A 17,756-nucleotide genomic window follows, 5' to 3' on the forward strand; every position below is an offset into this window, starting at 1 on the left:
TTATATCTTCTTTATTTGATAAGCTTTCCCCTGCTTTTGCAAGGGTTGAACTTCATATGAAGCGAATATATTGAAAGAGAAGGAGGCTGAGCTTAATGATTTATCCAAATGCATTAAAACAAGGTGATACAGTAATGATTATTGCACCATCTGGTCCACCTACAATCGAAAATGTATTAAAAGGTGTGAATGTATTACAAGAGATGGGGTTATCCGTAATAATCGGGAAGAGTGTTTACGAGAAATATGGATTTTTAGCCGGAAGTGATCAAGTTCGGCTTGACGATATACATGAAGCATTTACAAATAATGAAGTGAAGGCAATTTTTTGTGCACGAGGTGGTTATGGAAGTGCTCGTCTTCTTCCTCACATTCAATATGAAGTTATTAGGCAGAATCCAAAAATCTTTTGGGGATATAGCGATATTACAGCTTTACATACTGCTGTTTCACGTTATGCAAAGCTTATAACATTTCATGGTCCGATGATTGAAGAACTAGGAAAAGGTATTGATTCCCTATCTTTATCCTCTTTTAATCAGCTATTCCATCCGTATTCAACCATTTTATCTGCATCAGAATGTATCGTACCTAGCTCTCACAGTACAGTTACAAGTACGTTAGTTGGAGGAAATTTAGCTGTGTTAACAAGTATAATTGGCTCGCCCTACGAGATAAATACGGACAATACACTTTTATTACTTGAAGACATTGGTGAAGAACCGTACCGCATTGACCGTATGTTAAATCAGCTACTTTTATCTGGAAAGTTTAATGAGTGCAGGGGCGTTATTTTCACAAGTTGTCACGACTGCACTCCTTCAAAGCCATCTCAATCATTGCAAACAATATTATATGAATATTTCGCGCCATATCATATACCTGTCCTATTCGATTTACCAATTGGACATATAAGTCCAAACATCGGTATTCCACTTGGAGCTACAGCGACAATAAACACGAATAATAAAACAGTCTCTATTTCTTCTGGTATAGCCACTTCATATTCAAATTAAAAAGTAAAAGGAAAAGCGATTACGCTTTTCCTTTTACTTTTACTTATAATAATTAAAAATTCGTCCAGATGCGATATCTGCAATTTCTTCTGGAATAAATGTTTTACTTATATCAGTGCCAACATTTAATACAGCTGTAGCATCTTTCTCAATGCTACCAAATAACTCTTTCCCACGTATCGTAATAAGGGGCGTTCCTTCTGGCAACACATCTTTTACAAATTCCATTTGTGTAAAGAACGGAACGATCCATCTACCTTCTCCTTGGAAATGACGCAAACGAAGTATTCCTTCTGTTGCCCCGTCCTCTGCTTCTAGTGAACCAGCAACATAAAACTCAGTAGATAAGAGCAATTCATAAAATTCCTTTTGCTTCTGTTTATCATCCCCTGCTACAACAAGTACCTCTTCTAATTTCTTTACTGAAATTTGCTCCATATGATGCCACCCCTATTTTCAAAATGATTGTACTTAGATTATACGAAATATTCTTATTTTTTTCTACATAATTCGCAATTATTTTCTTAAAATAATTTTAACACTTCTTTTGTCGTCACAATCGTAGCAAACTCTTCATGTAAATTTACAAGTGTCATATTGTGAATATCCTCTGCACTATACTCCTTACCATCTAAACCTTTACGGTTAAAAGTAGCCGTTGCATCACTCACTAAATATGTTGTAAATCCTAAATTCCCTGCCATTCGTGTCGTAGTTTCCACGCAATGATTTGTCGTTAATCCTACAACCACTACTGCATTACATTTGTTCTTTCTTAATCGCTCTTCTAAATTTGTCCCAATGAACGCGCTGTTAACGAATTTCTGAATAACCACTTCACCAAGTAGTGGTTGCACTTCTTCTTTAAAGTTTACCGTTTCCGCTCTCTCATAAAACATTGACTGAGCATTTTCTTTATTTACATGTTGAATATGAAAAACTGGTCGTTTCCTTTTTCTCCATTCTTCTAACAAAATTCTCATGTTTTCTTCAGCAAAAATATTATTTCTCTCGCCCCAATCTGGTAATTGAAATGCCTTTTGTACATCGATTATGATAAGTGCTATTTGATTTGTCATCATTTCCCCCTTAATTTGGCTGTAATTGAAATAGAAAACCAAGTTGTTGTGACGCAGTAATAAAGCAAACATAGGCGCAAAGCTCTACAATTTCTTTTTCTGTCCAATATTGTTTTAATGCGTGAAACATAGTATCATCTATTGCTTTTCGGTCATGAACAAATGTATGCGCAAAAGTAACGGCTACACCAATCTCCTCTGCCTTTTGCACATCATCTGGTCTTCCCTTTGCCATACAGTACAGACATTCATTCCCATACGCTAATGTTCTTCTCACTTGCTCCTTCAACTCTGCTGAAAGAGTTCCTTTATTGTACAGTGTATCTTCTAACTTACTCCACGAGTGTAATATATCCGAATTATGCCCTAATAACTTTTGAAACTTTGTATCTCCTACATTTGATAATGAAATTCTCTCCATCATTTCCCCTCCTATTTCCTTCTGTTTTATTGTAAAATAAATAACGTTCACTTTACATTTCATATGAATCTTAATTTATATTTTCCCTTTACAAAAATCATTATTTTACTGGAGGTATATTTACAAATGCAATTAGACCGTGTTGATCGAAAAATTTTAAATGAATTATATAATGATAGTCGCCTTTCGATGCGTGAATTGGCTAAACGAGTAAACTTATCTGCTCCGTCTACTTCAGAACGTGTTCGTAAGCTCGAAAGCGAAGGTGTTATTCAAAAATACACAATTGATATTGATTATAAAAAGGCAGGACTAGTTTTAGATTGTATTTTAGAAATCACCTTAAAGAATGGTGATACAACACGTATGCAACAATTTATTCAGTCTTATCCATCTGCAAGTTTTTGTTACCGAGTAACAGGAAGCTTATGCTACATTGTAAAAATTTCTGTTCCTTCACTCGTTGAACTTGAAGAATTTATCAATGATGTTTCTTCATATGCAACGACAGTTTCTCATATCGTATTATCAGAAGTATCTCTTACTCCTGATATTGAACATATCTTCCCAGAAGATTAATTTATTTTTATTCATAAAATATAAAAAAACCCCTTACAATAAGAATAAAAATAATATATTATGTATTAAAATACATAAAGTTCGAGAAAGGGGCTTTACATTGAAAATCTGGTTTTATGAAAAAACGGCACAATTAGATGACTTGCTTGGTATTTGGGACAATGTTCCGACCATCCCGCGAATTGGTGAAAAAGTGGAGATTTTAAAGACAGTCCGCACTGTTACAGATATTAAATATGTAAAGAACGGTAATAATTTTCGTGTAGAAATTATTACAAATTAAAAAGTAGCTCCTAAGAGCTACTTTTTAATTATCTATTATGTGCTTTCTTTATAACGATTTTATCTTCTTCTACAGCTACTGTTACATAATCATTTTCTTCTAACCGAAGCTTATTTACAGCCTCATCTGGTAACTCTATGGCCATCAATCTATCGGTTACGATCACTTGACTATACACTTCATTTTCTTGTGATGAATTCACTACTTTTTGCTCATTTATAAAACGTACTGGTGGCACGCCAACTTCTTTTACTGTACGCCATTGTTTCCAAACATACGGAATTAACCATAGTAATCCAACAACTGTAAGACCGATACCAATCCATAAATTACTTTGTGCTTGTAATTCAGTAATTGAGATTGTACCACTTTCTTCTCCACCGAAAAATTGCATACTTGTTGCAATCAAATTATTTAGAGCGTGCACAGCTATATTCGTCCATATATTTTTTGTTTTTATGTATAAAAGACACATAACGACACCAAACATGAACGCACCAATAACATCAAAATGTCCTAGGCCAAAAATAATTGAAGATATAATTACAGCTTTTTTAATTCCCCATTTATGAGCCATCCGCTGTAAGAAAAATCCCCTAAAAATAACCTCTTCCATAATAGGTGCTAACACACATGCTGAAATGAAAGTAAATATCGTCATATATACGTTACTCGTATTAATAACATTTCCGTCTTCTAGCATAGTAACTAAGAAATTCGGTAACGTATGTGCTAATATGTAAAATTGAATCTGAGATATGCCAACTGAAAAAATCATCCCCATTATCGTTGCTAATACAATTAATCCCCAAGATAAACGTCCTGGCTTATCAAAAAAACTGTTAAATACAACATTATTTTTATTTGTTTTTACGTATAGCCAAAGTAACGGAAATACAAAAAATACAGTTATTTGTGAAATAACCTCCATCGTATTCTCAGAAACATTTGCTAGACCTAATGGTATCATTATAAGGAACACCCCTATAATCATCCATCCAAAAAAGCTACGTAGCCTTATACGTGAAAATGCATAGTGCATATAGAACACCCCCAAAGATAGTAAAAATAAAATAAAACTTTAATCAGTACTTTATAGGCAATCCTTTCCCTATAAATAGCAGGATAACTAAATTATAATATGAATATAGTTGAAATCCTTCCTATTTTTCTCAAATCATTTCAAACAGCATAGCTCTTAAAATACCATATCGCTGTTCTTCAAGTTGCAATCCAAGTGAAATTTATGTAATAAAAATCCCCGTTTTTACAAGCGGGGATTTCTTTTATTATAATACGTCACGTTTTTGGAATAATGCACTTGATGCTACAAGTAACACAACAAAGTATGCAGCTACAAGTAATAATGAAGTTGTAAACGTAAATTCTGTAAATGTTGGTTCCATTCCACCATTGATTAATTTATTACTATCGTAAGCTCTTAAATCCAAATGGTTGAATACTACAAACTTCGCTACACCTTTTGCAAACATTATTAATACCATGTTAATTGCACCTTGTAAGAAGAATAGGAACATCGTAATAATTAATGGTAATACAGACTTTCTAAAGACATTTGCTAGGAAAAATGCAAGTGTTGCAAAAAAGAATGGTGAAAGTAGTTGATATAAAGTGGACTTCATTACGATTCCTAACGTTAATTCTGTTTTACTACCATCCATTACAATACCGCCAATAATCATTGCAATTAGCATACCAGCTAATACGATAAATAACATTGCTAATAACACTGTAATATATTTAGAAAATAAAACTGCAAGTCTTTTTCTTGGACGGATTAACAATTGTTTAATTGTACCTTTTTGGAACTCATCAGTAAGAGTACGGGCAGCAAGTGTAATCCCAAAAATCGTTGTAAATAAAACAATTAAGCCAATCTCTGAGTTTGCATAATCTAAATATGATCCCTTAAACTCATCACCTTTTCCCCACTTCAACATTGCTAAAGTACCTAAAATTTCGAGTGCCGCAATGACACCAATTAAAATATACATACCTTTTTTCGCATGCAACTTTAAAAATTCATTTTGAATTAATTTAAACATTACGCTTTCACTCCCCCAGTAATCGCTAAGAACTCATCCTCTAACGTTTTATTTTGAACAGTAACTCCGTATACAAGCACATCAGCATGAACAAGTTTTTTTACAAGTTGCGGAATGTTGTCTTTTGTTACAGATGCTACAATTACATTCCCTTTTGCTTTACCTTTAATGATTTCATTTGCTTTCTGAACTTCATCTACTTCAAACGCTACAACGACTGCCTCATCATGTTTCACTTTTTCATGTAAGTTGTACTCTTGTACAAACTCACCTTGTTTAATAATAACAACGCGATCACACATTAATTCAATTTCACTCAATAAGTGACTTGATACGATTACAGCAATATTCTCTTCTTTCGCTAAACGTTGTAAATAATCACGAATTTGGCGAATACCAGCTGGATCTAATCCATTTGTCGGCTCATCTAAAATTAAGATTTTCGGCTGATGAAGTAATGCTTGTGCAATTCCTAAACGTTGTTTCATACCAAGTGAATATGTTTTCACCTTTTTATGAATCGCATGCTCTAATTCAACAAGCTTTACAATCTCAGCAATGCGCTCTTTACTAATTGGAGTAATGGCCATGTTCGCAAAATGCTTTAAGTTTTGCATTCCTGTCATATAATCATATAGTTCAGGATTTTCTACAATCGCTCCAATTTGCTCTAGTGCCTTTTCACGCTCCGAGCGAATACTATGTCCACAAATTGTAATATCGCCCTCTGTCATTGAAATAAGACCTGTCATCATACGGATCGTCGTCGTCTTACCGCTACCGTTCGGCCCAAGGAACCCGTATACTTCTCCTTCACGAACCTCAAATGATAAACCACGAATAATTTCCGTTCCACCAATCCTTTTTCGAACATTCTCTAACTTTACTACTACGTTTCCCAATGCTGATTCCTCCTTTAGACTTCTAGTTTTTTATCGACTATGTGACCTGTAACTACTAGTAATATAATTGTTAATAAACAATTAAAAAATAGATTTAAAATTGTAATCTCTGTACCAGAATAAAATGATGTATTTAAAAAACCATTTTGATCTATAAATCCAATATTATTTATAGCAAACACATACTTTTCTATTTGCTGAAAAATATACGTTATTCCTCCATTAAATGCGGTAAAAATGACGAATAAAACTAAACAAGCAACTTTATTCATCGATGATTTCACATTTAATAGTTTTATAATTACTATAATAAAATAAATAGAAACTAGCATATTAAGAAAATCTAGTCCCCATAAGAAAATAGATAACATATGATGTAATATTCCATAATTATATAAACTGTGTATTGCTTGCTGAATACCTAAATTAGTTTTTCCATTGTAAATATTTAAAGAAAAATAGTATAGAAAAATGATTCCTATTCCTAGCAAAATCATAAAGAGTAGTACACAGAATAAAATATTTGCACATATATACTTTTTTGCTGAAATAGAAGTATAACGTAGCATAGAATTTTTTAACATTTTCCGAAAAGACGATATACCTGTTAAAAGAATTGCAAATCCATTTATACCTAGTACGATAAAGAATATAATAATAATTATATCTTGCCTACCTGAAATTCTAACTCCTGAAACTCCTTTCATATTAAATAAAAGAATTAATGAAACTGTAATAAAACCAAAGTAAATAATGGCTATCTTTCTCTTATTACAATTATACAGATAAAGAAAAAGCTGACTCATTTCTCATAGGCCTCCTTAAACAGCTCATGTACTGCTTTCCCCTTTTGAAATCGTAGTTCTTCCACATTTTCATGTAATATTATTTCTCCATCTTTCAAAAAGATTACTTCATCGAATATATTTTCGATTTCTCTTATTAAATGAGTCGATATAAGTAGCGTACAATCTTCACGATAAAATTTAAGTATTAACTCAAGTACATGTTCTCTAGAAACAAGATCTATCCCGCCCAATGGCTCATCCAGTACGTATAGCTTCGCTTTTCGAGAAAATGTTAAAATGATTTGCAGCTTCTCTATCATACCTTTTGACAATGCTGTAATTTTTTCTTCTAACGGTATTTTAAATTCTGCAATCGTATCTACCGCTTTTTGAATATCGAAGTCTTTATAAAAATCCCGGTAGAAAAATAAAGCGTCTTTTACAGTCATCCAATCATCAAAGACTGGCTTATCGGACATGAATGAAACGATTTCTTTCGTCTGTAATCCTACCTTTTTACCGTCTATTGTGATACTGCCTTCAGAAGGGTGTTGCAAGCCTGCAATCATTTTCAATAACGTCGTTTTCCCGCTCCCGTTATCTCCAACAAGCCCAACGATTTTCCCTTCCGTAATCTCTATGTTTAATTCACGGATCACTGCTTTTAATCCGTATCTCTTCCATAAGTTTTCTATTTTTAATAGCTCTGTCATTGGCTCTCCTCCCTCTTATCATGTAATGAAGAACGAAGAATTGTAAGAATTTCTTCTTCTGAAAAACCTAAATTGTCCATTCCATCTATAAAAGAATGAAGTAATTCTTTCGCCATCTCTTTTCGCAGCTCCATAATTTTCTCCCCTTCATTCGTTACATACCGTCCCATTCCTCTACGTGTTACAACAACTCCATCCCGTTCTAGCTCTTGAAATGTACGCTGAATCGTATTTGGATTCACTTGTAATTCACTCGCTAATTCACGGACAGAGGGAATTTTATCACCAGGCAATAAATGTCCTGTTACGATCTCTTTTTTTATGTATTCCATTACCTGAATGTAAATTGGTATATTTGGAGAAAACTCTATTTTCATTTCTTCCCTCCTTTTGTATCGGTGTACTAGTTAAATAATACACTGATACAAAAAGTTTGTAAATACCCATTTAATTACAAAAAGTTCTATCCGTTAACCGAATAGAACTTCCCAAACATAAATCGCTATACAGAAATAATAGTGTTATGTAAACAAAATTATAAAGAAAAGCTGTCTTATCAATGAATAAGACAGCTTTTCTTTATAATCCTATATCAAAAGTTAAACACGAAGTCATCGTCAGCTAACTTTTCAACGTTCGTTGCTTTTACGTAACCATTTCCTTTTACAGAGAAGAAATCATGGTTTTTCGTATCTGTACGTAAACCATTTAAAACGATTGGGTTAATTTCTTCTTCTTCAAACTTCGGCTCAAGTCCTAAGTTCATAAGCCCTTTATTCGCATTGTAACGAACGAAACGATTTACATCTTCTACAAGACCGATAGAAGTGTAAATTTCTTCTGTATAGGCCATTTCAATTTCATATAGTTCCATTAATAACTCTTGTGTTTCTTTTTGCACTTCTTGTTGCTCTTCTGCAGAAAGTTCTGCGAAGATTTGTTGTGCTAAAATACCGACGAATACGCCGTGAATTGACTCATCACGAATTATCAAGTTAATAATCTCACCACTTGCTGTTAGTTTTCCTTGACCAGCTAAGTAAAGCGGATAGAAGAATCCACTATAGAATAAATAACTTTCTAAGAACACACTTGCTACCATTGCCATATATAGCTCTTTTTTCGTTACTTCAGGCTTTAACAAACGACGATAGTAACCAGTAATAATACCGGCCTTTTTCTCAAGTAATGGATGATTGTCTACCCAGTCAAAAATATCATCAATTTCTTCTTCAGTAGCTAACGTTGTAAAGATATGACTGTAACTCTTCGCATGTACTTCTTCCATAGCTCCCATGAAAGCTAATACACTTTTCGCTTGTAAATTTTCAAGATGAACAAGTACAAGTGGCATTCCTTCGCCACCTTGTTTCGTATCTAAAAGTGTTAAACCACCTAATACACGCTTATAAGCAATTTGCTCTTCTTTCGATAATTGCACCCAAGTATTTTTGTCAGACGAAACCGCAATTTCTTCTTCTGTCCAAAACTGAGCGATGTTTTGCTTCCAAAACATTAAACTAAAATCATCTTCTTTTTTGTTCCAGTTTACCGCACGCATTAAATCGCCCCTTCTCTAAATATGATAACTAAGCATGAGCAGGGTTCAGAAAACCCTGCTCATCATGTCTCACTTTTTATATTAAACGGTACAAGCCACACACTCTTCCACGCTTAATTTACGTGTTCTCGTATAATACAGACTCTTTAAGCCTTTTTTATGTGCATAGATGTAGTAACGTGCTAATTCACGTGTTGAAATATCACTATTAACGTAAAGAATTGTACTAATTCCTTGGTCAATATGTTCTTGAATTTCTGCGATTAAATCAATTAATTTAAACTGATTCATATCGTAAGAAGATTTATAGTACCAGAACGTATCTTTTGATAAATACGGCATTGGATAATATGTTGTCGCGTTCGCATATGTTCTTGATTCGATTTGACTTACAATCGGCATTACGCTTGAAGTTGCATTTTGAACGTAACTGATTGATTGTGTTGGAGCAATGGCAAGACGATATGAGTTGTATAAACCATTCTTTTGCACTTGCTCTTTTAAACTTGTCCAATCTTCTTTTGTTGGAATATGAATTCCTTCAAATAGTTGCTGAACTTTTTCAGTTACTGGGCTGTAATCTGTCGTTTCATACTTTTCAAAGTATGTGCCATTCGCATAATCAGATTTATCGAAGTCTTTAAATGTCTCGCCTTTTTCTGTAGCGATTTCCATACTTTTCTCAATAGAGTAGTAATTTAACATCATAAAGAATGTACGAGCGAATTCTTTCGCTTCTGCACTTTCATAAGCGATTTTATTTTTTGCTAAATACCCGTGTAAATTCATTGCTCCAAGTCCAACTGAATGAAGCTCGTCATTTGCTTTTTTCACGGTTGGTGCATTCGGAATGATCGTCATATCAGAAACAGCTGTTAAAGCTTCCATTCCTGCATGAACCGCTTCACGAATTTCTTTATTTTCCATTACGTTTACGATATTTAACGATCCTAAGTTACAGTTAATATCACGACGGATAATGTCATCTGTACCGTAATCATTTATTTCTGAAGTTTCTTGAAGCTGGAAGATTTCTGTACATAAGTTCGACATCTTCACAGTTCCAATATCCTTCAATGGATGTTGATTATTTGCATTTGATTTAAACATTAAGTATGGGTAACCAGACTCAAGCTGAATCATAGCGATTTTAATAAGCATATCACGTGCACTAATATCTAGTGGCTTCTTCTTCACTTTCGGATTGCTCATTAATTCATCGTACATTTCATCAATATCAATATCATCTAAATGCTTGCCATATTCTTTATAAACCGTATAAGGTGCGAAAACATGGAAAGGCTCATTTTTCTCAGCAAGCTCAAAGAACTTACTTGGAACGATAATTCCGATTGATAGAGACTGAATACGGCTCTTCTCATCGGCATTTATTTTTTTTGTATCAAGGAATTCAATAATATCCCAATGGAAAATGTTTAAATATACTGCACCGGCACCTTTTCGTTGGCCAAGTTGATTCGCATATGAAAACGAATCTTCAAGCAATTTCATAACAGGTACTACACCACTTGCAGCGTTGTCGATACCTTTAATTTGCTCACCACGTGCGCGTAGCTTAGATAAGTTTAAAGCTACTCCCCCGCCGATTTTCGATAATTGCATCGCAGTATTAATGTTAAAGCCGATCGAATTTAAGCTATCGTCCATCTCTAACAAGAAACAAGACACCATTTCTCCTCTTCTGCTTCTTCCCGCATTTAAAAAGGTTGGTGTCGCTGGTTGGTAGTTTTGTTTTACAATCATGCTTGCGAATTGTCTTGCCTTCGAAACATCACCGCGTCCTAAGTATAATGAAACAATTGCTACACGATCTTCATAGCTTTCTAAGTATTGTTTTTGATCATTCGTTTTTAACGCATAATCTTTGTAGAACTTAGATGCTGCCATATAAGATTGGAACTCGAAGTTTTCACCATAAGCGATGTTATATACTTCCTCTACTTCCTCCAAGCTATACTCGTCCAGAACGTTGTAATAGTAATCATGTTCTTTCATATACTCCATTCGCTCTGCCACGCTATTAAAAGGAACGGTATTCTCTCTAGCTTCTTCCATAAAGACTTCTAATGCCTCTTTATCTTTATGAAGCTGATAAAAACCGTCCTGCATTTGCGTGATTTCATTATTCAGTTCAATGTGTCGCAATCTCCCGCACCCTTTCCTTAAAATATTCTACATCGTTATTTGTTCCAGATAACTCAAATTTTGATACAATAGGCACTTCATATTTAGTAGAAATCTTGTCAGCACTTGCACCGAACATGTCTCCCCAGTTACGATTGCCGCTTGCAGATACGCCTTTTAATTTTTCATTATTGCGCTCTAAAAAGTCTAAAACACGTTCTGGTACATTGCCAAAACCTGTTGTATACGTAATAAGAATAAAGTCTTCATCTATTACTAGATCTTCATCAATTTGAACGGCCGGCATATTTAATTTGTGAATGAAACGCTTCACGTTTCCTGTCATAGAATCATATGCAACTAACATTTCCGACCCTCCCTCTCAAATCTATATTCTCTATATGTCGTTCTTGATTTCTCTATATATTGTATTACGTTTCAAAATAAGACACAAGATATATGTATAAATTCTTTCTTTTTTTAACTTTTACTTTTCGACATGATAGCCGTTTTTTTTCAATACAATGACTATGAAACAACATTCTAAAACTCATGTCAATAAAGTGCTTTTCAAAAAAGTTGTCAACGAATTTAACCTTATTTTTAAAAAAGTTAACAATATATTTTGTCATAAAACGGTAGATGCTGAAGAAATATATTTCTCCAGCATCACGCAAAAAAGAACAGATATAAAACGATAATCTGCTCTAAAAAACGATTACATTTATCAAATTTACCTTATTAAATATATTATACATATACTTTCGTCTCTCGTTACATACTAAAAGATAACTATTATAGAAAAAGATTATTATTATGGAACTTCAATTTATTTATGAAAAGTTTATTCAGAGTGCTCAATACGCAAAATATCTTTTACAAATATGTGATGTGGATTTTCATCTTTATCAAGCATTGTACATACAGGAGCCTCTTCATCAAAGTATACAATCATTCCTTCTACATACTGATATGTATGTTGAACTTGTACAGTTACTTTAATTTCTATCGCTTCTTCATATGCTCTTTTTATTTTCTGAAGCATTTTTGCTGAACATTTTCGTTTCTCTGGATACATAACCATTCCCATAAATCTATTGCCGGCTCTATCTTTCCACATATAATCCCAATGTGGTAAAATGCCTTGTTTAAAATCGCCCATAATTCCCCTCTCCTTTATCTTTTATTTATTCCGCATTAAACGTCCAGTTGGTGAAGGTTACTAATCAGTGAGGGATGCCCTGCTGATCAAAATTCCCCTTTATGAACGTGGCGTTTCTGAATATGTATAAATCACTTGCCCGCCTCGCTGTGCGTTACCAATGAAATGCTTAAAGTCTTCTCTATTTACAACAACTTCTCTGAACGTATAAAATACATCTTTCGTAACAACATACTCCGTTATTTCACCATTTTTCAGCTGATCTAAAATTGTATTTGCTAATTCTTTATCCATGTATTTCACCTCTCTGCAATATTTTATTCTATCGTATATTCTATAGGTCAACAACTGTAAAATTATCCCGCTATTTGCGGGTAGTCCGATTGGTGTTGACTACTAATCAGTCGTGGAATGAACAAAAAATCTTACTGATTAACATTTCACTTTATCTTGTTGTTATGCCATGATTTTATTTTCGTTATTTCGCAAACAATATCGTTTTACTATATGTCCACTAAATATCATATACTAACATAGCTACTTCTCTATATCAAACATTTCGGCATTCAATTATGCAAAGTTCCATACCACTATGCTACAATATACAAATAGAACTAGGAGGGATACTATGATTCGGAAAGCAAAAAAGACAGATGCAATGGCAATAGCTCCTTTATTGTATAATGCTCTGCATGAAATTGCTGAAAAAATCACAGGTAGCACAGTTGAAGCAGAAGTATTACTAGGACTTGAGACATGGTTCTCAAAAGAAAATAACCGTCTGAGCTACGAAAACTGTTTTATTTATGAACAAGACGAAAGTGCAGTTGGAATTATTGTCGCTTATCACGGTAGTGAAGCAACACAGCTTGACGCACCAATTGTACATCACTTAAGAGAATTACATAAAGATGAATCGATTACGTTAGAAAAAGAAGCTGAGCTTGATGAGTATTACATTGATACATTATCAGTTTCAAGTGCACACGGTGGAAAAGGTATTGGTTCTAAATTAATTGAAGCTGCCGAAATCTATGCAACTGAAAAAGGGCATGAAAAAATCGCTTTACTTGTTAATTTAGAAAACAAACGCGCCTATTCACTATACGAAAAGTTAGGTTATAAAAAAGATGAAATTGTTATGCTAGTAGGCGAACCTTATGCTCATCTCGTAAAACCATTAAACGTCAAAATTTCTATATCTTAAAAAGAAAGCACACGATTTATATAAATCGTGTGCTTTTATGTTAAATTCGTATTTAATATATTTCCATCCATCGCCTCGTGAAACGTATATGTTGTACATCCCCATGGCTTTCTATGCAAAATAGGAGAACCAGACCATCCCATTGCCCTCAGCTCCGTTCCAATCATCGAATTAAAATAATTATGACCTACAAGAGCAATACTTCCATGTACGAGAGCATAACGATGTAACAGGTAAGCCGCTTGCCTTGCCCTCTCTCTTACTTCCTTATAAGACTCAACATCTTTATGGTAGCCAAGTATCCATAATGTGCGCCCAATGAACATCCATACCTTAATTGTGCATTTCAACCACTTCGGAGCAAAAAAGTATGAAGGAACTTCAGCTTCTCTAAAAAGAGAGTTTTGCATAAAAGATAAAGAATCCGTTAATTCAGCTGCTGATTGTACAGCACGCCTTTGATCACTTGTTAAGACAAATTTCGCTGCTTCAATTGCCTCTATTGTTTCTATCGGCATTTTAGCTTTTTGTATCATTGACTCGGAATCATACTGTTTCATCCATTCGTGAAATGAATTAATTGTCATCGGTTCTCTTATACGACCTAAACAACCATGACGAATAAAAGAAATCTTCATTCTTTTCACTCTCCATTCATCACTTACGAACTCTATTATGCACTAGTTCTAAACATCATACCACGCAAGAAAAGAAAGTCATATACCTTTACATCTCCCCACCACTATCATGCGTTATCGAAGCATGGATACCATCCATCCCATCAAAATATGTACTCGTATCATATTGACGAATCTTTTTTAAATGCATATAAGAAAATAAAAATAAAATTAAAGCTATAACACTCCCCACAAATTCAAACATCATTTTACCGCCTCTAATTTCTCCCACTTCAGCAGGTTATTCTACTTTTTCATTATACCTCGATATAAAGATTCCCGCATTTTTGCTATTTTTTTCAAATAACATGGATTTTCTACATATTTTCTTACAAAAAGTGAATATTTTTCGAATTTTTACTTTGGAAACATTTACAAAGTAGGAAATATGGTTCAAAATAGGAGGAAATAAAAAAACCCAAATTTATTCTTTTTTTGGGAAAACTGTAACAAGGAGAGTTGCTTATGCAGATCGCAGAAACTGGAGATATCATCGAATTTAAAGGTGGAATGCAAGGCCGTGTTCAAAAAGTAAATCAAAACTCTGTTATTGTTGATATAACAATTATGAAGAATTTTAGAGAACTAGATATGGAACCTCTTACAGTTGTAAGTCATAAAAACTATACTGTCATTAATCAAAATGCATAATATAATAGAAAGAAAGAGCCTGTATAGTATACAGGCTCTTTCTTTCTATTAACGATTATCAATTGTTTCCGGATATAGATCGTGGTTCATCATGCGGTAGTCAGCCATTTGTTCATACTTCGTCCCTGGGCGACCGTAGTTGCAGTATGGATCAATTGAAATGCCACCACGTGGTGTGAATTTCCCCCATACCTCAATGTAACGTGGATCCATTAATTTAATTAAATCGTTCATAATAACGTTCATGCAATCTTCGTGGAAATCACCATGATTGCGGAAACTAAATAAATACAACTTTAAAGATTTACTCTCTACCATTTTTTCCTCTGGAATATAGCTAATATAAATTGTTGCAAAATCTGGTTGTCCTGTTTTCGGACATAAACTTGTAAATTCAGGACAATTGAATTTTACAAAATAATCACGGTTTGGATGATTATTATCAAATACCTCTAATATTTCTGGGCTATATTCAAATAAATATTTTGTATTTTGATTTCCTAATAATGTTACATCTTTTAAATCTTCATCTAATCTTCCAGTCATTTTAAACATCCCTTCTCGTTATACGCCGCGTTTATTTCCCCATACTAACGCATGAAGCTGAGGCAATACTTTTGCATCATTCATCTCTTTACAATTTACAGCTTTATCAATCAGCCACTCATACTTATCTAATAATTTTTTAATAAGCATCGCATCATCCACTGTTTTTGTATCATCGTTTCCTACTTGCAGGAAAAATGGTACACCTGGATAACGTTCGTGCATCTTAACTGCATATTCAAAATCATGATCATCGAATACTACTACTTTTAAACTAATATCTTTTCCTGCTAGTTTCTGAATAATAGCATCTAACTTCTGAAAATCTGTTTTCATCGTCGAACTTGGTGGTTTTGGAGAAATTGTTACCTCATCAATTTGAAGTAACCAATCTTGCCATTTACTCCCTTGCGTTTCAATTGCCGTTCGCATTCCATTTTCTTTTAATATTGAAAGAAGAAACTCAATATTTTTCAGTAATGCCGGATTTCCGCCTGAAATCGTAACATGAGAAAATTTTTCTCCTCCAATTGCAACAAGCTCATCCCAAATATCTTCTGGTGTCATCTGTCTAATTTGATCTTTAGCTGATCCATCCCACGTAAAAGCAGAATCACACCAAGCACAGCTATAATCACAACCAGCTGTACGGATAAACATTGTCTTTTGCCCTACAACCATTCCTTCACCTTGAATAGTCGGACCGAATATTTCTAAGACAGGGATTTTACTCATCGAGCATCCACTCCCGTCTTACTTCCGCATAACTAGTCGGCGTCTCAAATAGACGAACAAATTCAACGCGAGCTCCTTTATATTCGTTCACTCGATTCTCTTTTGTTAGTGCTTCTGCCATCTTTTCATAAATCCAAACGACCATATTTTCAGCAGTCGTATTCATTGCAGGTAACGTTTCGTTTAAATAACGATGATCTAAATAAATTTCGATTTCATTCTTCCAAATTTCTTTTATATCTCCAAAGTCAATTGCAAGACCTATTTCATTTACATATCCACTAATTCCAAATACAACTTTATATGTGTGACCATGTAAGTTTTTACATTTCCCTTCATAACAGTGTAAATGGTGTGCTGCATCAAATGTAAATTCCTTGCTGACCATTACTCTTTTATTATGGTATTTGAGTTGTTTACGCTGAATATCCTTGTCCATTTTTTGCAAATTCTCTACGATGCGAAATCCAAAAAAGTTATCCATTAGTTGTTCGCTCCTTCGCGTTCCTGTAGGTACGTATCTAATCCTGCTTTACGAAGTTGACATGCTGGACATTCACCGCAACCATCACCAATGATTCCGTTATAACATGTTAATGTTTTTTCCCGAACAAACTCAAATGCTCCAAGTTCATCTGATAATTTCCATGTTTCAGCTTTATCAATCCACATAAGTGGCGTGTGAATGACAAACGGGTAATCCATAGATAAATTTAAAGTAACGTTTAACGATTTCACAAACACGTCACGGCAGTCTGGATAACCACTGAAATCAGTTTCACATACACCTGTTACAATATGACGTGCTCCAACTTGTTTTGCTAATACAGCAGCAAATGATAGGAAGAGTAAATTTCGTCCATCTACAAATGTCGATGGCAATTCACCTTCTTCATGTGTAATCTCCATATCCGTTCTCGTTAACGCATTTGGAGCAAGTTGATTTAATAGACTCATATCTAGTACCGTATGCTTTATTCCTAGCTCTTTTGCAATTTCCGCTGCACAATCAATTTCTAGCTTATGACGTTGATTGTAATTAAATGTTACAGCTTCTACCTCTGCAAACTGCTCTATTGCCCAAAATAAACATGTCGTACTATCTTGTCCTCCACTAAAAACAACAACTGCTTTTTCTTTTTTCATTTCACTCATTCTCCTTCTCTACTATAAATAAGAAGAAAGAACGTTCTTGAACTGTCACAATAAAAAAACAAAACAATAC

The 17,756-nt window shown here is 34.0% G+C and carries 25 protein-coding genes; 5 read left to right on the top strand and 20 right to left on the bottom strand.

The annotated features are described in order from the left end of the window. The first annotated feature begins 95 nt into the window (after positions 1-95). Positions 96-1,016 (top strand): S66 peptidase family protein, encoded by a 921-nt coding sequence (locus BUA87_RS10725; RefSeq protein ID WP_000640065.1) that lies wholly within the window; start codon positions 96-98, stop codon positions 1,014-1,016. 39 nt (positions 1,017-1,055) lie between these two features. Here BUA87_RS10725 and BUA87_RS10730 read toward each other — a convergent pair whose 3' ends face one another. From BUA87_RS10730 to BUA87_RS10740, 3 genes are all read right to left on the bottom strand, one after another. Further along, on the bottom strand, positions 1,056-1,454 hold the full coding sequence (locus tag BUA87_RS10730; RefSeq protein WP_000435265.1) for an SseB family protein: 399 nt from the start codon (positions 1,452-1,454) through the stop codon (positions 1,056-1,058). An 86-nt stretch (positions 1,455-1,540) separates the two neighbouring features. Beyond that, complete coding sequence (locus BUA87_RS10735) at positions 1,541-2,095, bottom strand: cysteine hydrolase family protein (protein WP_000184438.1); 555 nt, start codon at positions 2,093-2,095, stop codon at positions 1,541-1,543. A 10-nt stretch (positions 2,096-2,105) separates the two neighbouring features. Then, positions 2,106-2,519, bottom strand: coding sequence for a carboxymuconolactone decarboxylase family protein (locus BUA87_RS10740; RefSeq protein ID WP_072939645.1), 414 nt, complete (start codon positions 2,517-2,519; stop codon positions 2,106-2,108). A gap of 123 nt (positions 2,520-2,642) precedes the next feature. Between BUA87_RS10740 and BUA87_RS10745 the strand changes: the two genes are divergently transcribed. Together BUA87_RS10745 and BUA87_RS10750 are read left to right on the top strand one after the other, a co-directional pair. Beyond that, positions 2,643-3,095, top strand: a complete 453-nt coding sequence (locus BUA87_RS10745; protein WP_001175505.1) for an Lrp/AsnC family transcriptional regulator — start codon at positions 2,643-2,645, stop codon at positions 3,093-3,095. Between the two features lie 100 nt (positions 3,096-3,195). After that, a complete protein-coding gene (locus BUA87_RS10750; RefSeq protein WP_000707107.1) occupies positions 3,196-3,378 on the top strand; it encodes a DUF3913 family protein in 183 nt (60 codons plus the stop codon). A 28-nt stretch (positions 3,379-3,406) separates the two neighbouring features. Here the strand turns inward: BUA87_RS10750 and BUA87_RS10755 are convergent, their stop codons facing one another. The 11 genes from BUA87_RS10755 to BUA87_RS10810 form a co-directional block, all read right to left on the bottom strand. After that, positions 3,407-4,420: a CPBP family intramembrane glutamic endopeptidase gene (locus BUA87_RS10755; protein WP_000558812.1), complete on the bottom strand. Its 1,014-nt coding sequence runs from the start codon at positions 4,418-4,420 to the stop codon at positions 3,407-3,409. A gap of 247 nt (positions 4,421-4,667) precedes the next feature. After that, positions 4,668-5,444 carry an ABC transporter permease gene (locus BUA87_RS10760; protein ID WP_000475427.1) on the bottom strand — a complete coding sequence of 259 codons (777 nt, stop codon included), beginning with the start codon at positions 5,442-5,444 and terminating at the stop codon, positions 4,668-4,670. Further along, positions 5,444-6,346 (bottom strand): ABC transporter ATP-binding protein, encoded by a 903-nt coding sequence (locus BUA87_RS10765; RefSeq protein WP_000528820.1) that lies wholly within the window; start codon positions 6,344-6,346, stop codon positions 5,444-5,446. The genes BUA87_RS10760 and BUA87_RS10765 overlap by 1 nt, the downstream gene beginning before the upstream one ends. Before the next feature lie 14 nt (positions 6,347-6,360). Then, positions 6,361-7,152: an ABC transporter permease gene (locus BUA87_RS10770; protein WP_072939648.1), complete on the bottom strand. Its 792-nt coding sequence runs from the start codon at positions 7,150-7,152 to the stop codon at positions 6,361-6,363. Continuing rightward, positions 7,149-7,847 (bottom strand): ABC transporter ATP-binding protein, encoded by a 699-nt coding sequence (locus BUA87_RS10775; protein WP_000137746.1) that lies wholly within the window; start codon positions 7,845-7,847, stop codon positions 7,149-7,151. Before BUA87_RS10775 ends, BUA87_RS10770 begins: the two co-directional genes overlap by 4 nt. After that, a complete protein-coding gene (locus tag BUA87_RS10780) occupies positions 7,844-8,224 on the bottom strand; it encodes a GntR family transcriptional regulator (RefSeq protein ID WP_000687503.1) in 381 nt (126 codons plus the stop codon). Before BUA87_RS10780 ends, BUA87_RS10775 begins: the two co-directional genes overlap by 4 nt. 215 nt (positions 8,225-8,439) lie before the next feature. Then, positions 8,440-9,408 (bottom strand): class 1b ribonucleoside-diphosphate reductase subunit beta, encoded by a 969-nt coding sequence (gene nrdF / locus BUA87_RS10785; RefSeq protein WP_001203025.1) that lies wholly within the window; start codon positions 9,406-9,408, stop codon positions 8,440-8,442. Positions 9,409-9,489: 81 nt separating this feature from the next. Further along, a complete protein-coding gene (gene nrdE / locus BUA87_RS10790; RefSeq protein WP_001215839.1) occupies positions 9,490-11,574 on the bottom strand; it encodes a class 1b ribonucleoside-diphosphate reductase subunit alpha in 2,085 nt (694 codons plus the stop codon). Beyond that, positions 11,561-11,920: a class Ib ribonucleoside-diphosphate reductase assembly flavoprotein NrdI gene (gene nrdI / locus BUA87_RS10795; RefSeq protein WP_000959447.1), complete on the bottom strand. Its 360-nt coding sequence runs from the start codon at positions 11,918-11,920 to the stop codon at positions 11,561-11,563. The genes nrdE and nrdI overlap by 14 nt, the downstream gene beginning before the upstream one ends. A 477-nt stretch (positions 11,921-12,397) precedes the next feature. Then, a complete protein-coding gene (locus BUA87_RS10805) occupies positions 12,398-12,715 on the bottom strand; it encodes a hypothetical protein (protein WP_000502199.1) in 318 nt (105 codons plus the stop codon). Between the two features lie 99 nt (positions 12,716-12,814). Then, positions 12,815-13,009, bottom strand: coding sequence for a hypothetical protein (locus BUA87_RS10810; RefSeq protein ID WP_000356686.1), 195 nt, complete (start codon positions 13,007-13,009; stop codon positions 12,815-12,817). 334 nt (positions 13,010-13,343) lie between these two features. Here BUA87_RS10810 and BUA87_RS10815 point away from each other — a divergent pair, with 334 nt between their 5' ends. Next, the gene (locus tag BUA87_RS10815) at positions 13,344-13,922 is read left to right on the top strand and encodes a GNAT family N-acetyltransferase (RefSeq protein WP_000619546.1); all 579 of its coding nucleotides are present in this window, start codon (positions 13,344-13,346) and stop codon (positions 13,920-13,922) included. Positions 13,923-13,957: 35 nt separating this feature from the next. Here the strand turns inward: BUA87_RS10815 and BUA87_RS10820 are convergent, their stop codons facing one another. Both BUA87_RS10820 and BUA87_RS31295 read right to left on the bottom strand, forming a co-directional pair. Then, positions 13,958-14,560, bottom strand: coding sequence for a hypothetical protein (locus BUA87_RS10820; protein ID WP_000703093.1), 603 nt, complete (start codon positions 14,558-14,560; stop codon positions 13,958-13,960). Between the two features lie 88 nt (positions 14,561-14,648). Continuing rightward, positions 14,649-14,804, bottom strand: a complete 156-nt coding sequence (locus BUA87_RS31295) for a hypothetical protein (RefSeq protein ID WP_000461432.1) — start codon at positions 14,802-14,804, stop codon at positions 14,649-14,651. A gap of 260 nt (positions 14,805-15,064) precedes the next feature. On the opposite strand from BUA87_RS31295, the gene BUA87_RS10825 reads away from it, so the two are divergent. Further along, on the top strand, positions 15,065-15,250 hold the full coding sequence (locus tag BUA87_RS10825) for a YkvS family protein (RefSeq protein ID WP_001165082.1): 186 nt from the start codon (positions 15,065-15,067) through the stop codon (positions 15,248-15,250). A gap of 48 nt (positions 15,251-15,298) precedes the next feature. Here BUA87_RS10825 and queF read toward each other — a convergent pair whose 3' ends face one another. From queF to queC, 4 genes are read right to left on the bottom strand one after another with little or no spacing between them, the layout of a single operon-like run. Next, positions 15,299-15,796, bottom strand: a complete 498-nt coding sequence (gene queF, locus BUA87_RS10830; RefSeq protein ID WP_071714547.1) for a preQ(1) synthase — start codon at positions 15,794-15,796, stop codon at positions 15,299-15,301. 18 nt (positions 15,797-15,814) lie between these two features. Continuing rightward, positions 15,815-16,531 carry a 7-carboxy-7-deazaguanine synthase QueE gene (gene queE / locus BUA87_RS10835; protein WP_000036292.1) on the bottom strand — a complete coding sequence of 239 codons (717 nt, stop codon included), beginning with the start codon at positions 16,529-16,531 and terminating at the stop codon, positions 15,815-15,817. Next, positions 16,524-17,015 (bottom strand): 6-carboxytetrahydropterin synthase QueD, encoded by a 492-nt coding sequence (gene queD, locus BUA87_RS10840; RefSeq protein WP_000368414.1) that lies wholly within the window; start codon positions 17,013-17,015, stop codon positions 16,524-16,526. The genes queE and queD overlap by 8 nt, the downstream gene beginning before the upstream one ends. Further along, positions 17,015-17,677: a 7-cyano-7-deazaguanine synthase QueC gene (queC, locus tag BUA87_RS10845; RefSeq protein ID WP_000711595.1), complete on the bottom strand. Its 663-nt coding sequence runs from the start codon at positions 17,675-17,677 to the stop codon at positions 17,015-17,017. The genes queD and queC overlap by 1 nt, the downstream gene beginning before the upstream one ends. Positions 17,678-17,756: the final 79 nt, after the last annotated feature.

The organism is Bacillus sp. bc15 (assembly GCF_900142585.1).
Lineage (GTDB): Bacteria > Bacillota > Bacilli > Bacillales > Bacillaceae_G > Bacillus_A > Bacillus_A cereus.

Coding starts and splice junctions, on each gene's coding strand:
- BUA87_RS10730 (WP_000435265.1), bottom strand. CDS start 1,454: ATGGAGCAAATTTCAGTAAAGAAATTAGAAGAGGTACTTGTTGTAGCA.
- BUA87_RS10735 (WP_000184438.1), bottom strand. CDS start 2,095: ATGACAAATCAAATAGCACTTATCATAATCGATGTACAAAAGGCATTT.
- BUA87_RS10775 (WP_000137746.1), bottom strand. CDS start 7,847: ATGACAGAGCTATTAAAAATAGAAAACTTATGGAAGAGATACGGATTA.
- BUA87_RS10805 (WP_000502199.1), bottom strand. CDS start 12,715: ATGGGCGATTTTAAACAAGGCATTTTACCACATTGGGATTATATGTGG.
- BUA87_RS10740 (WP_072939645.1), bottom strand. CDS start 2,519: ATGATGGAGAGAATTTCATTATCAAATGTAGGAGATACAAAGTTTCAA.
- queE (WP_000036292.1), bottom strand. CDS start 16,531: ATGAGTAAAATCCCTGTCTTAGAAATATTCGGTCCGACTATTCAAGGT.
- BUA87_RS10725 (WP_000640065.1), top strand. CDS start 96: ATGATTTATCCAAATGCATTAAAACAAGGTGATACAGTAATGATTATT.
- BUA87_RS31295 (WP_000461432.1), bottom strand. CDS start 14,804: ATGTTTGAATTTGTGGGGAGTGTTATAGCTTTAATTTTATTTTTATTT.
- nrdI (WP_000959447.1), bottom strand. CDS start 11,920: ATGTTAGTTGCATATGATTCTATGACAGGAAACGTGAAGCGTTTCATT.
- queD (WP_000368414.1), bottom strand. CDS start 17,015: ATGGATAACTTTTTTGGATTTCGCATCGTAGAGAATTTGCAAAAAATG.
- queF (WP_071714547.1), bottom strand. CDS start 15,796: ATGACTGGAAGATTAGATGAAGATTTAAAAGATGTAACATTATTAGGA.
- queC (WP_000711595.1), bottom strand. CDS start 17,677: ATGAAAAAAGAAAAAGCAGTTGTTGTTTTTAGTGGAGGACAAGATAGT.
- BUA87_RS10745 (WP_001175505.1), top strand. CDS start 2,643: ATGCAATTAGACCGTGTTGATCGAAAAATTTTAAATGAATTATATAAT.
- BUA87_RS10825 (WP_001165082.1), top strand. CDS start 15,065: ATGCAGATCGCAGAAACTGGAGATATCATCGAATTTAAAGGTGGAATG.
- BUA87_RS10760 (WP_000475427.1), bottom strand. CDS start 5,444: ATGTTTAAATTAATTCAAAATGAATTTTTAAAGTTGCATGCGAAAAAA.
- BUA87_RS10810 (WP_000356686.1), bottom strand. CDS start 13,009: ATGGATAAAGAATTAGCAAATACAATTTTAGATCAGCTGAAAAATGGT.
- BUA87_RS10780 (WP_000687503.1), bottom strand. CDS start 8,224: ATGAAAATAGAGTTTTCTCCAAATATACCAATTTACATTCAGGTAATG.
- BUA87_RS10815 (WP_000619546.1), top strand. CDS start 13,344: ATGATTCGGAAAGCAAAAAAGACAGATGCAATGGCAATAGCTCCTTTA.
- BUA87_RS10820 (WP_000703093.1), bottom strand. CDS start 14,560: ATGAAGATTTCTTTTATTCGTCATGGTTGTTTAGGTCGTATAAGAGAA.
- nrdF (WP_001203025.1), bottom strand. CDS start 9,408: ATGCGTGCGGTAAACTGGAACAAAAAAGAAGATGATTTTAGTTTAATG.
- BUA87_RS10755 (WP_000558812.1), bottom strand. CDS start 4,420: ATGCACTATGCATTTTCACGTATAAGGCTACGTAGCTTTTTTGGATGG.
- BUA87_RS10770 (WP_072939648.1), bottom strand. CDS start 7,152: ATGAGTCAGCTTTTTCTTTATCTGTATAATTGTAATAAGAGAAAGATA.